This is a genomic window from Ensifer sp. WSM1721, from assembly GCF_000513895.2.
GTDB lineage: Bacteria > Pseudomonadota > Alphaproteobacteria > Rhizobiales > Rhizobiaceae > Sinorhizobium.
On sequence record NZ_CP165784.1, the window covers coordinates 198557 to 211440 of the forward strand.

The 12884-nt window shown below is 64.2% G+C and carries 7 protein-coding genes and 3 pseudogenes; 6 read left to right on the forward strand and 4 right to left on the reverse strand.

The window, feature by feature from the left end; genetic code table 11:
- Positions 1-326: 326 nt before the first annotated feature.
- The 5 genes and pseudogenes from M728_RS26390 (at position 327) to M728_RS26410 (ending at position 8065) form a co-directional block, all read left to right on the forward strand.
- The gene (locus tag M728_RS26390; RefSeq protein WP_026622767.1) at positions 327-506 is read left to right on the forward strand and encodes a hypothetical protein; all 180 of its coding nucleotides are present in this window, start codon (positions 327-329) and stop codon (positions 504-506) included.
- Between the two features lie 221 nt (positions 507-727).
- On the forward strand, positions 728-1660 hold the full coding sequence (locus M728_RS26395; protein WP_051441039.1) for a DUF3991 and toprim domain-containing protein: 933 nt from the start codon (positions 728-730) through the stop codon (positions 1658-1660).
- 179 nt (positions 1661-1839) lie between these two features.
- Positions 1840-2441, forward strand: a pseudogene (locus M728_RS26400) (DUF1419 domain-containing protein).
- 11 nt (positions 2442-2452) lie between these two features.
- Positions 2453-2849 (forward strand): annotated as a pseudogene (locus M728_RS26405) (DUF3085 domain-containing protein).
- Positions 2850-2950: 101 nt separating this feature from the next.
- Positions 2951-8065, forward strand: a complete 5115-nt coding sequence (locus M728_RS26410; protein WP_026622766.1) for a DEAD/DEAH box helicase family protein — start codon at positions 2951-2953, stop codon at positions 8063-8065.
- A 327-nt stretch (positions 8066-8392) separates the two neighbouring features.
- Here M728_RS26410 and M728_RS26415 read toward each other — a convergent pair whose 3' ends face one another.
- The 4 genes and pseudogenes from M728_RS26415 to M728_RS26430 form a co-directional block, all read right to left on the reverse strand.
- The gene (locus tag M728_RS26415) at positions 8393-9748 is read right to left on the reverse strand and encodes a HipA domain-containing protein (protein ID WP_034884417.1); all 1356 of its coding nucleotides are present in this window, start codon (positions 9746-9748) and stop codon (positions 8393-8395) included.
- Positions 9749-9752: 4 nt separating this feature from the next.
- Entirely contained in the window at positions 9753-10343 is a 591-nt protein-coding gene (locus tag M728_RS26420; protein ID WP_084044665.1) for a helix-turn-helix transcriptional regulator, read from the reverse strand.
- 182 nt (positions 10344-10525) lie between these two features.
- Positions 10526-10629: pseudogene (locus M728_RS26425) on the reverse strand (nicotinate-nucleotide diphosphorylase (carboxylating)); the annotation flags it as partial.
- Positions 10601-10798 (reverse strand): hypothetical protein, encoded by a 198-nt coding sequence (locus M728_RS26430; protein ID WP_026622764.1) that lies wholly within the window; start codon positions 10796-10798, stop codon positions 10601-10603. The pseudogene M728_RS26425 and the gene M728_RS26430, both read right to left, overlap by 29 nt.
- Before the next feature lie 330 nt (positions 10799-11128).
- Here M728_RS26430 and M728_RS26435 point away from each other — a divergent pair, with 330 nt between their 5' ends.
- On the forward strand, positions 11129-12874 hold the full coding sequence (locus M728_RS26435) for a ParB N-terminal domain-containing protein (protein ID WP_026622763.1): 1746 nt from the start codon (positions 11129-11131) through the stop codon (positions 12872-12874).
- The last annotated feature ends 10 nt before the right edge of the window (positions 12875-12884 follow it).

Below are 12884 nucleotides of genomic sequence, written 5' to 3' on the forward strand. Positions count from 1 at the left end.
CTCCAGCGGGGCGGCAGCACGAAGAAAGATCGCGCCTGACCTCTCGGCTGCGGGCCAGGGTTCATCGGGACCCGGAACAAGAGCGTAGATCCTCACGACGGTTCATTCGGCCGAAGGGAACTCCATCAGAAAGCAGTCCAATCCCGCTCTCTTGTGATGGCGTCCTGGTCCGGTTCCGGATCTTCCACGATCAACCCTCAGGGGGTCGGCTACGCGAAGCGTGCCGCCGCTTTCGGCTGACGCCTTCGCGGTGATCGCGACCGGGCCCCGGCCCTTCTTGGGACCCATCGAGCGGGATCGGCCCGCTTCCGAAGATGGAGCCTTCAATGTCTGATCTCGTCGTCGCGCAGAACCACGCTTTCCAGCTCGCCCGCACCCTGATGGTCCCCGTCACGCTGTTTCGCTCCGGCGATGAGTTCGGCGTCCTCCCGTCGGACGAACTCGCAGACGGCGAAGTCGAGACGGTCGCCGAATACGATCCCTTCCAGTTCGGGCCGGCTCATTGAGCCGGCCTCGTCCTTGCCGGAGATGCCGCTTGCGAGCGGCAGGCGGCAAGGGAAGCTTTGCCGCGGCTGGCACCGGACGGCTGGCGCCAGGTGCAGATTTGCACATTGCCATCCGCGCCCTTGCCCCCTTTGCTCTTCGCGGCGTGCCGCGCGATGGGCCCGCACGATGCGGGAAGGAAACCTGAAGAGAGGACGGGCGCCTGCGGCGCGCGAAGAGAGGAATGGAACAGGACGAACTGGATGATCTGCGCGGGCGGGTGCCCTGCGCGGCAGCGCTGGAAGAGGCGGGATATGCCATGGACGTCAAGGAGAGCACGCGGCGGGCGGTCAAGTACCGGCGCGGCGCCGAGATCGTCATCGTGATCCATGAAGGCAGGGGCTGGTTCGACCCGCTCTCCGACGCCAAGGGCGACGTATTCTCGCTGGTGGCCCATCTCAACGGCGTGGGCTTCGTGGAGGCAAAGAGAAAAGTTTCGCGCCTCGTCGGCTACGAGCCGCGCGGGCCGGTCTTCGATCGGCGGTCGCAGTCGAACCCGTCCGCCCCTGACATCGGCGGGCGCTGGAGCGCGCGCGCCAAGCCGTGGGCATCCTCCGCAACCTGGCGCTACTTGCGCGACGAGCGCTTCCTTCCGGACGCCGTTATTCGCGCCGCGAGAGGTCAGGACCTGTTGCGCGAAGGCCCCCGCGGTAGCATGTGGGCGGCGCATGTCGATGACCGGGCTTTCGTCTGCGGCTGGGAAGAGCGTGGTCCGGACTGGCGCGGTTTTGCCACCGGTGGATCCAAGGTGCTGTTCAGGCTCGGTGCGGAGGAGGCTTTGCGACTCTGTATCACCGAGGCGGCGATCGATGCCATGAGCCTTGCCGCCCTCGAGGGCTTGCGCCAAGGCAGCCTTTATCTGAGCACCGGCGGGGGCTGGTCGCCGGCAACCGTGGCGGCGATAAGGGCGCTCGCCGCGCGCCCCGGCGCGCAGCTCGTCGCCGCCACCGATGCCAATGTTCAGGGCGAGGTCTTCGCGGGCCGTTTGCGGGAGATCGCCAAGCAGGCGGGCTGCGCCTGGTTCCGGCTGAAGCCGGCAGCCGAGGATTGGAACGATACGCTGCGGGCGAAGATGAAAGAAGAGAAGGAGGAAAGGGAGAAGAGGCGGGCAAGATGAGGCCTGCCGCATGCCCGCCGGCCGCGTCAAGGATGAAGCTTCGCCCGGCCGACGCCGGCCCTTGACTCGGGCCGTCGGAGAGGCGGCTTGGGGGGAAGGGTCCAGAAGGGCTGAAGAGAAGATGGCGACCGCGAGGATCCGCCGCGCTTCGGCCCGGACGAGGCTGAAGGAGCCCGCTGATGACCCTTTCTTCCATTCGCAAAGTCTATCAGGGCGTCGCCGACCGCCGGCAGATGTTCCGCATGTTCGACCGCCACGCGCAACGCCCGAACCGGTGTGAGGGCGACGACAGCGCGCTCTACCGCGGGGAATGGTTCGAAACAGACCGGCTATCCCACGACTACATGTTCGAGATCCTGCCGCCGCTCTTCATGCGCGGCGAGATGTTCGCCATGCGCGAATTCCTGACCGGTTCGATCACCAGCGTTTTCTTTGCGCTTCGGATCGACGGTCGTATCCGGTACTCCACGGTTATTGCGACCTCGCCGACAAGGACTCGCCAAAGCGCATGCGCGATACGATCGTCGAGCGCGAAACCCGTCCCGTCCGGGCGATGACGCGCGAAGAGCGTCTCGAGCACATCTGGTCGAGCACCCATGACGATTATCGCGGCTATGCCGGCGCGCGGTGGCCCGAACGCATGCGCGGTCAGCGCACGGTCATGCTCTATGGCGGTGCGGAGGGCACGTTCCTGAAGCTCCTCGAGCAACTCACGGCGGCGGAGATCGCGGCCAAGCTGCCGGTGCATCTGCGCTCCCTACCGGACAGTGTGGCGGCGTGAGGGAGGGCGGCATGTTCACCTTCTCCATCGCCGACCTTCGCGCCGTCTGGAACGGGGTCGTGCCGACGCGGCCACAAACGGCGGCTTTCGCGTTCCCTATCAGGGATCTCTCCCGAAACCGAGGTCCGAGCCGGCCTGTGGCTGGTCGGCGACGAGGGCGTGTACATCCTCTCCAACGGAAAGCTCGCCGAGGGACAACGTCCGCTCATCGTGCATGCCGAAGAGTGCGATCCGAAGACCAATCCGGATTACTGGCACTACAAGCGGCGGCATTTCGGGGGCGATGACGGGGTCGAATTCATCGCCACCGTCGAGCTGGACAGGCTATTCGCCGCATCCCCCGGCGCCACGCATCTGAGGGTCGTCATGGACGACACCTCGATGTCGCTCAACCTGATCGGCCGCTGACCATCCACACGGCAGCACATCCCCATCCCGCGACCGTTCCGCCCACCGCCGTCCCGGCGGTAGCGACGGCGCGCGCCTTCAAGCACAGGAGAAATCTCAAAATGGCGCATGACGATCCCTTCACTCTCGATCTGTTCGGCAGCAGCGCGCTGTCGTCGGGCTTCAGTCTCGGTGTCACCGCCTTCGGCGGATTTGCGCCCGGGGCCGCCCACGGATCTGACAATGACGATGATCCCGATCCCGCACCGCCGGCGCCCGCGCCGGCGATGCCGCTTGCATCCCCTCGAAAGAATGCCGTCCGCGGCGAGGGCATTCGCGCCAACTTCTATCTCGATGCCGGGAACCGCGGCCTTCCCGCGTCGTGGAAGGAGCGGGCAAAGACGAATGTCGCGGCGATCCTGCTTGCCGGTGAGATCGAAAAACAGGACCGGGCCGCCACGAGAGAAGAGCAAGCGAAGCTTGTCCGCTTCACCGGCTTCGGCGCCGGCGAACTGGCCAACGGCATGTTCCGCCGGCCGGGCGAGCTCGATTTCCGGGCGGAGTGGGATGATCTCGGATCATCATTGGAAAGCGCCGTTTCCGAGAGCGACTACGCCAGCCTCGCGCGCTGCACCCAGTACGCCCATTTCACGCCGGAATTCATCATCCGGGCGATCTGGGCGGGATTGTTGCGCTTAGGCTGGCGCGGCGGCCGCATACTGGAGCCGGGCATCGGCACGGGGCTGTTTGCGGCGCTGATGCCGGAAGCGTATCGCAACAACGCTCACGTCACCGGCGTCGAACTCGATCCGGTGACGGCGCGGATCGTGCGGCTGCTGCAGCCGAAGACGCGGATCATCGAGGGGGATTTCGCGCGTACCGAGCTTGCGCCGATTTACGATCTCGCCATCGGCAATCCGCCCTTCTCCGATCGGACTGTCCGCTCTGACCGGAACTATCGGTCGCTGGGTTTGCGGCTGCACGACTATTTTATCGCCCGTTCGGTCGACCTCCTGAAACCCGGCGCGCTCGCCGCTTTCGTCACCAGCTCCGGCACGATGGACAAGGTGGATGCGACAGCGCGCAAGCACATCGCCAAAACCGCCGATCTGATCGCCGCGATCCGCTTGCCGGAAGGCAGTTTCCGCCGCGATGCCGGCACGGACGTCGTGGTCGACCTCCTGTTCTTCCGCAAGCGCAAGGCCGGAGAACCTGAGGGTGACTCGTCATGGCTCGACCTCGAGGAAGTGCGGGGGATAACCGAGGACGAGGGCGCGATCCGCGTAAACCGCTGGTTCGCGCGCCATCCGGATTTCGTGCTCGGCGACCACGCCCTCACGTCGGGCCCGTTCGGCGAGACCAACACCTGCCGCCCACGTGCCGGCGTCGATCTCGAAACTGCACTAAAGGCCGCCATCTCTCTCCTTCCGGAAGACCTTTACGACGGCGAGCCGGCCGAAATCGACATCGACCTTGAGGACGACCTTAGCGAACTCGCCGATCTTCGCCCCGCATCCGAAAAGGTCCGCGAAGGCAGCTTCTTCATCGACGCCAGGCATGGTCTCATGCAGATGGTCGACGGCGCCACGGTTGAGGTCAAGGCGCGCAAGGGACGCAGCGCCGACGGGTTGCCGGAAAAGCACGTGCGCATCATCCGCAAGCTGATCCCGATCCGCGATGCGGTGCGCGACGTGCTGAAGGCCCAGGAACTCGACCGGCCCTGGAAGGAGGCGCAAGTGCGCCTGCGTATCGCCTGGTCGAGCTTCGTGCGCGATTTCGGGCCGATCAACCACACCAAGGTCTCGATCGCGGAAGACCCGGAGACCGGCGAGGTGCGCGAAACCCATCGCCGCCCCAATCTCCAGCCGTTTCTCGACGACCCCGATTGCTGGCTCGTCGCCTCGACCGAAGACTACGATCTGGAAACCGATACCGCGAAACCCGGCCCGATCCTTTCCGAGCGCGTTATCGCGCCGCCGGCGCCGCCGGTCATCACCTCCGCCGCCGACGCGCTCGCCGTGGTGCTCAACGAGCGTGGCCATGTGGATCTCGATCACATCGCCGAGCTCGTCCATCGCGACGTCGATGCGGTGATCGGAGAACTGGGCCAGGCGATTTTCCAGAACCCAGCCGACGGCGCCTGGCAGACGGCGGACGCCTATCTCTCCGGCCATGTCCGCGACAAGCTGAAGGTGGCCGAGGCGGCGGCCGCGCTCGACCCCGCCTACGAGCGCAATGTCGGGGCGCTGACCGAGGTGCAGCCCGCCGATCTCCGCCCCTCGGAAATCACCGCGCGTCTCGGCAGCCCGTGGATCCCCGCGTCCGACGTGGCAGCCTTCGTCAAGGAGACGATGGGTGCCGAAATCCGCATCCATCACATGCCGGAGCTTGCCTCATGGACGGTGGAGGCACGGCAGCTCGGCTATATGGCGGCCGGCTCGTCGGAATGGGGCACCGATCGCCGGCACGCCGGCGAACTCATCGCCGACGCGTTGAACAGCCGCGTGCCTCAGATCTTCGACACGGTGAGGGACGGCGATAGTGAACGCCGGGTTCTCAATGTCGTCGATACCGAAGCGGCGAAGGAGAAGCTCACCAAGATCAAGACCGCCTTCCAGACCTGGGTCTGGTCCGATCCCGACCGCACCGACCGGTTGGCAAGAGTCTATAACGACCGCTTCAACAATATCGCCCCGCGCAAATTCGACGGCGCGCATCTGAAGCTGCCGGGCGCCTCCACAGCCTTCACCCTCTACCCGCACCAGAAACGCGGCATCTGGCGCATCATCGCTTCGGGATCCACCTATCTCGCCCATGCCGTCGGCGCCGGCAAGACGATGACGATGGCAGCCGCCATCATGGAGCAGCGCCGGCTCGGGCTGATCGCCAAGGCGATGCTGGTGGTCCCCGGTCATTGCCTGGCGCAGGCTGCCCGCGAATTCCTCGCGCTCTATCCGAATGCCCGGATCCTGGTTGCCGACGAGACCAATTTTTCGAAGGACAAGCGCCGGCGGTTCCTGTCGCGGGCGGCGACTGCCACCTGGGATGCGATCATCATCACGCACTCGGCCTTTCGCTTCATCGGAATTCCCTCCGTCTTCGAGCAACAGATGATCCATGACGAGCTCGAGCTCTACGAAACCTTGCTCACCAGGGTGGAGAGCGACGACCGCGTCTCGCGCAAGCGTCTCGAACGGCTGAAGGAGGGCCTGCAGGAGCGGCTCGAGGCGCTCTCGACCCGCAAGGACGATCTGCTGACGATCGCCGAAATCGGCGTCGACCAGATCATCGTCGACGAGGCTCAGGAGTTCAGGAAACTCTCGTATGCCACCAACATGTCGACGCTGAAGGGCGTCGATCCGAACGGCTCTCAGCGTGCCTGGGATATCTATGTAAAGTCGCGCTTCATCGAGACGAAGAACCCCGGCCGCGCACTGGTGCTGGCCTCCGGCACGCCGATCACCAATACGCTAGGAGAAATGTTCACCGTGCAGCGGCTGATGGACCAATCCGCGTTGATGGAACGGGGCCTGCACGAATTCGACGCCTGGGCCTCGACCTTCGGCGACACCACGACGGAGCTCGAACTCCAGCCGTCGGGCAGATACAAGCCGGTTTCGCGCTTCGCAAGCTTCGTCAATGTGCCGGAGCTGATTGCGATGTTCCGCTCGTTTGCGGACGTGGTGATGCCGGAGGACCTGCGCCGCTATGTGAAGGTGCCCGACATCTCGACGGGCAAGCGCCAGATCGTCACCTCCAGGCCGACCGCAGCCTTCAAGCGTTACCAGACGGTGCTCGACGCCCGCATCAAGGCGATCGAGGAACGCGACCGGCCGGCGGAGCCGGGCGACGACATTCTGCTCTCCGTCATCACCGATGGACGGCATGCGGCGATCGACCTGCGCCTGGTCGACGCCGATAATGACAATGAGCCGGAGAACAAGCTGAACAGCCTGATCGCCAATGCCTTGCGGATCTGGAAGGAGACGGCCGAGCGAACTTACGTCCGCGCGGACGGCAAGCTGTTTGAGCTTCCTGGAGCGGCGCAGATGATCTTTTCGGATCTCGGCACGATCAGCGTCGAGAAGACGCGGGGCTTCTCCGTCTATCGCTGGATCCGCGACGAGCTCGTCCGCCTCGGCGTGCCGGCATCGGAAATCGCCTTCATGCAGGACTACAGGAAGGCGGAGACCAAGCAGCGGCTGTTCGGCGACGTGCGCGCCGGCAAGGTCAGATTTTTGATCGGCTCTTCAGACACGATGGGCACGGGAGTCAACGCGCAACTGCGGCTGAAGGCGCTGCATCATCTCGACGTGCCTTGGCTCCCTTCGCAGATCGAGCAGCGCGAGGGCCGGATCGTCCGCCAGGGCAACCAGCATGACGAGGTCGATATCTTCGCCTACGCCACAGAGGGCTCGCTCGACGCGACGATGTGGCAGAACAACGAACGCAAGGCCCGCTTCATTGCCGCAGCGCTCTCCGGTGACACCTCGATTCGCCGGCTGGAAGATCTGGGCGAGGGACAGGCCAACCAGTTTGCCATGGCCAAGGCCATTGCGTCGGGCGACGAGCGGCTGATGCAAAAGGCAGGGCTGGAGGCCGATATCGCCCGCTTGGAACGTCTGCGCGCCGCCCATGAAGACGACCTCTTCGCCGTGCGCCGGCAAATCCGCGACGCCGAACGCGAGATCGAGACGGCAACCCGGCGGATCGGTGACATCGGCAAGGACCTGGAGCGGCTGGTTCCCACATCGGGCGATGCCTTCACAATGACGGTGACGGGCAAGCCGTACTCGGAGCGCAAGGATGCCGGCCGGGCGCTGATGAAGGAGATCCTCACCCTCGTCCAGCTCCAACAAGAGGCCGAACGTCACATCGCCTCTATCGGCGGGTTCTCCCTCGTCTATGCGGGCGAGCGTTTCGGGAAGGACGGCTACCGTTACCAGACGGCGCTGCAGCGAACGGGCGCGACCCAAGAGATCGACCTTGCCGTGACCGTCACGCCGCTCGGCGCCGTCTCACGGCTCGAGCATGCGATCGGCGGCTTCGAAGGCGAGCGGGAGCGGCTTTTCCAGCGGCTCGAGGATTCTAGCCGTCGTATCGCCTCCTACCAGTCGCGGCAAGGTGGTTCCTTCGCCTTCGCCGCCGAGCTGACGGAAAAACGCCGGCAACTCAGCGCGGTAGAGAAGACGCTTGCGGACGATCTAAATCGCGGCGACAGCCGCAAGGTCGCCTGATGCGCGGGTTCGCACTGGCGCTGGATGTGTTGGTTTGAATGCGGTGCAGCATGCACATAGCTGCATTGCACAATAAATGGTTTGCCTTTGGTCAAAAAACGGGCAATGTGCCTGCAGCTGATGCACATGGCGGTTTTCCTCCCAGTGCCGCCGCACCAGCTGTTCCCCTCTGGAGGTTTTAATTACCTTCACACTTCAAGGGCCGCGGTTTCCGCTGGCCCTCTTTTTTTGTCCTCTGTATCTCAGCGCTTCCCGGCCAGCTCAGCGTTAGGTGCGACGAGCTCCCGCCGCTTGAGGCCGATCGCGTTTGGGGTTCGGGCACAATCCTCAAGAGCCGAGCAGCCAACCGCCACCGCGCTCGATATAGGCGTCGCGTGTCTTGATCCCGTCGGGAAGCGGCATTGCGAAAGCGGTCAGCAGCTCATCGATATTGTGTGCGATCAGGTCGGCAAAGCGCTTTAGGCCAAGGCGATCGAGCCTGGGCAGTTCGGCGGCAAGCCCTTTTGAGAGTCTTGCCGTCAGGCTTTTTGTGAGGCGCGTTTGTGCGCCAGGGGATGCAATCCCGAGCGCGTTCAGAAATGCGGCAAAATCAGCCAGTCCAAGATCATCCAGTTTTGTGGTATCGCCGATGGTGAAGGCAAAGAGATCGGTCAGATTGGGATCGAGCCTCGTCGGCATCAGATCATAGCGTGGAGAAATACGGATCCGGCCTCCCCGGTCGTAGAGGAGCGCAAAGTTCTTGGCGTGACCATCGACATTGCCGATCATGAGATCGAACAGGACGGCCGCGATGAAGCGCTGCTTTTCCGCTGCGGGATCGACCGTTGCGTCGAGGATCCGGTTTATGGCTTGGGTGTCAAAACGCCGGCCTTCCCGGCCGTGACGTTCGTATTTCAGGGACGGTGGAAGGCCAAGTGCCTGGGCGAAATCCTCCTGATGGATCCTGACGATCTTGTTCTCGGCATTCAGCCGCCTGTCGAAACGCTCGATCACCAGGGCTTCGACGCCATTGAAGTTGACGACGTTCGCCTGCGCGGTCTCGAAGCCGAGCTCTCTCGAAAGTAGAAGCGCCTCGAATTCCAGCCTCGGGTCCTGCGGATGCTCCTGGTCCGGGACCTTGATGATGTGGGTGGTGGGAGCGCCCGAGCCGGGGATGGGTTCGGCATAGCTTCCGTCGGGAAGGATCGTGACCGCGATCTTGCTTTGAACGCCGGCGAGCGGTGACGGATCTTCGGCGCCTTCCGGAAGACGCTGACGCCTGTGCAGCGAGCCAATGATGGCGTTCAGCCGATCGTCATCGATTTTCCTGTAGTCGACGTCGTAGTCGCCGGGCACCTTGACGGGCGGGGCTCCGAGAGGCAGCACCGAGATCGCGCCCGCGCAATCCTTTCCGAGATAGAAGAGAAGGCCTGCGACATCGCTGCGGGCCAGTCCCTCGCGATCCATGACGAGCTGCAGGATGCCGTCCCGCTCCTGAAGAAGGTTATCGAAAAAGGGCCGGGCCCTGTTGTCGTCGAAGGCTCCGCTTGCGAGGGGAAAGGACAGCGAAAGCGGAAAGGCGTTCGGATCCTCGAGATAGCTGGCCGCGTAGGCGAAGGCCAATCCACCGTCCTCATCCCTCACGAGGTTGCCGATGGGATTGGCAAACCCGTCCAGCCTGACGTCGAGCGCGATCATATCCATGCGGCTATCGTGGCTCAGCGAATATCGAGATGCCGGCGGCATGCGCGACTTTGAGAACCTTCTGGAACTCAAGCGTCGCCTTGCCGTTCTCGAGCTCGGATATGAAGCGTCGCCCGACGCCCGCGAGATCGGCAAACTCCTGTTGCGAAAGCTTCCGCTCTTCCCGGGCTTTTCTGACGATATGGCCCAAGTCGGCGGTCGAGACGATTTCCGCAGCATGATGCCGTCTGTCGTCGGCCTTTGCCTTCGTCCGATAAGGCTCTTGTTCGTGAGGCACGGGAGAGAGAGGCTTGGGAAGCCCGAAGTGCTGCGTTTCCACACCAAGGTTTGGCATCTCGACTGATGGAAGCTTGAAGGCGGTCGCGGACTTCAAAGCCTCCGTCGCCAGTCTGACTGATGGAATATCGACGCTCTTCAGCGTATCCGTCAGGCTCTTGGACATGGCCGAGATGTCGCGAAGAGCTTTCGTTCCCGCATGAAGATCCGCCAGTTTCACCTGATCGCGCAAAGCCTCGGACAGAGGCGATTGCGCCAGAAGTCTGGCGACATCAGTCGCCTTCTTCAAAGATGGGATCTTGTCGCTCTGATCGCTCATGTCTGCTCCTGTACGGGAACATAATCGAGCCGAAGCGCAATTGCAATAGCAGCTGCTCCCGAACGGGTGCAGGCACCCAAGGTGCTGCTACCGAACGGGAGCACATCGCGTCTGGTTGCCCGCAAGCGGGGCCTTTGATCCCGAACGGGAGCGAGGCAGGCATGAGCTGGGCTTTTCAGGCCTTACGCTATTGAGGTCCAGTCGAGTCTGATATCAAGGCATGGCGCACTGTGCGTCAGCCAACCAACGATAGCAGATCAACGCCGCTTGCCGTGATGCCGGGCGCGCCGGCGCAGGGCGCGGCTTGCTCGCGCACCAGCCCGAGATAGCTGCTCCACTTCGAGCGGCCCGGATGGAAGCGCCTCTCCCTTGCGCACGGTCATCACGCGCGGCGCCTCGCTCGTAACGGCGGTCAGCACGGCAATCAGTTCGGCATGGGCAAGCGCGTTCTTCAAAGGCGGGCGGTCCTTTCATGGGGTCTTTGGGCTCTGTTGCTGAGTAGCAGAGATTGGGAGGGGAGAAACAGAAATTCTCATGGAAGAAAGAAGGAAGCGGTCGCAAAGCGGTCTTCCCGTCGACGCGTGACCGCTCAACCGCGTGCTCCGCATCCCGGCCGCTTGCGCTGCGCAGGGCTGATGGCCCCGCTTGCGCGTCGCAGCAGGGCCGCTCGCGCGCAGTTGCGCCGGAAAGCCCGCTTTCGCGGTCCGGGAATTTGTCTTCGCAAGAAACTGAAGACAGGAAGAGCAGCAGACGCGCTGCTCCGCACCGACCAAAGGAGCTTTCCCATGCAGATCCTGAAACTCGATCCCCGTGCGCTCAAGGACAATCCCGACGGCGCCCGCCGCTCGAAATCGTCCCCGCAGGCCGACGCGCTGTTGCTGGCCACCGTCAAGTCCGTCGGCATCATCCAGCCGCCGGTGGTCTCACCCGAGATCGACGGCGGCAACGGCTTCGTCATCCAGGCCGGCCACCGCCGCGTGCGCCAGGCGATCGCCGCCGGCCTCGACGAGATCGAGGTCCTGGTCGCGGACGCCGTCAATGACAATGGCGCCATGCGCTCGATGATCGAGAATGTCGCTTTCGAACCGCTCAACCCCGTCGACCAGTGGCGCGGCATCGAACGGCTCGTCGCACTCGGCTGGACCGAGGAGGCGATCGGCGTGGCGCTGGCGCTGCCGGTCCGCCAGATCAGGAAACTCCGGCTGCTCGCCAATGTGCTGCCCGCCATGCTCGAGCAGATGGCGAGAGGCGACATGCCCAACGAGCAGCAGCTGCGCACGATCGCCGCCGCGTTGCTCGAGGAGCAGAAAGAAGTCTGGAAGGCGAACAAGCCGAAGAAGGGCGACACCGCCGCCTGGTGGCAGATTGCCAACGCGCTCAGCAAGACCCGCATGTATGCCCGCGATGCCAGTTTCGGCGACGATCTGCGTGAGGCCTATGGCATCGAATGGGCCGAGGACATGTTCGGCCCGGCCGACGAGGACAATCGCTACACCACCAATGTCGAGGCCTTTCTCGGCGCCCAGCAGGAATGGATGACGAGCAACCTTCCGAAGAAGGGCGCGATCGTCGAGGTCAACAATTGGGGCCAGCCGGAATTGCCGAAGAAGGCGGAGCGCGTCTATGGCAAGCCGGGCAAGGGCGACCACACCGGCATGTATCTCGACCGCGACGGCAAGGTGCAGACCGTCCACTACCGCATGCCAGAGCCAAAGGCGGCCGCTGGCAAGACCGCTTCTGCCGGCAATTCATCGGCCGATGTCGGCGGTGACGCGGTGGCTGGCGCCAAGTCCCGTCCGGACGTGACCCAGAAGGGCCACGACATGATCGGCGATTTCCGCACCGACGCGCTGCACGAGGCGCTCGGCCGAGCGCCGATCGAGGACGACACGCTGATGGCGCTGCTCGTGCTGGCCTTGGCCGGCCTCAATGTCCGGGTCGATTCCGGCGCGAACGACCATGTGTTCGGCCCTAAGCGTTTCAAGCGCCATGCGGCGCGGCTCCTCGACCAGGACGGACGCCTCTCCTTCGACCTGGAGACGGTGCGAGTTGCTGCGCGCGCCATGCTGGTCGAGGTTCTCTCATGCCGGCGCGGCATGTCGAACAGCGGTGTCGTCGCCCGTATTGCCGGCGAGGCGATCGGCGCGGACGGATACCTCCCGAACATGGGGACGGAAGACTTTCTCCTGTGCCTTTCGCGACAGGCGCTCGAGACCGCAGCCAGGGAGGTCAGGCTGCAGCCGCAGCCGCGGGTCCGCGACACGCGGACAGCGCTCGTCGAGCACTTCAAGGGCGAAGCGACCTTCATCCACCCTGCCGCGCTGTTCGCGCCCGACCCGCGCGAGATCGCCGATCTGATCGGCCATGCCGACGCCGAGGAGCCGGCCGCCGATGATGACGCCGCCGATGATGACGCCGACAGCGGTGACACCGGGCCGATCCCTGTCGTCGACACCGACGGCACGTCGGGCGACGCGCCGAACGAAACGCCGGAGGAGCTTGAGGCGGCCTACGGCATCGCGGCGGAATAGCCGACCGCCT

Excerpts from the sequence above, each read along its gene's own strand:
- M728_RS26390 (WP_026622767.1), top strand. The coding sequence starts at position 327 with ATGTCTGATCTCGTCGTCGCGCAGAACCACGCTTTCCAGCTCGCCCGC.
- M728_RS26395 (WP_051441039.1), top strand. The coding sequence starts at position 728 with ATGGAACAGGACGAACTGGATGATCTGCGCGGGCGGGTGCCCTGCGCG.
- M728_RS26410 (WP_026622766.1), top strand. The coding sequence starts at position 2,951 with ATGGCGCATGACGATCCCTTCACTCTCGATCTGTTCGGCAGCAGCGCG.
- M728_RS26415 (WP_034884417.1), bottom strand. The coding sequence starts at position 9,748 with ATGGATATGATCGCGCTCGACGTCAGGCTGGACGGGTTTGCCAATCCC.
- M728_RS26420 (WP_084044665.1), bottom strand. The coding sequence starts at position 10,343 with ATGAGCGATCAGAGCGACAAGATCCCATCTTTGAAGAAGGCGACTGAT.
- M728_RS26435 (WP_026622763.1), top strand. The coding sequence starts at position 11,129 with ATGCAGATCCTGAAACTCGATCCCCGTGCGCTCAAGGACAATCCCGAC.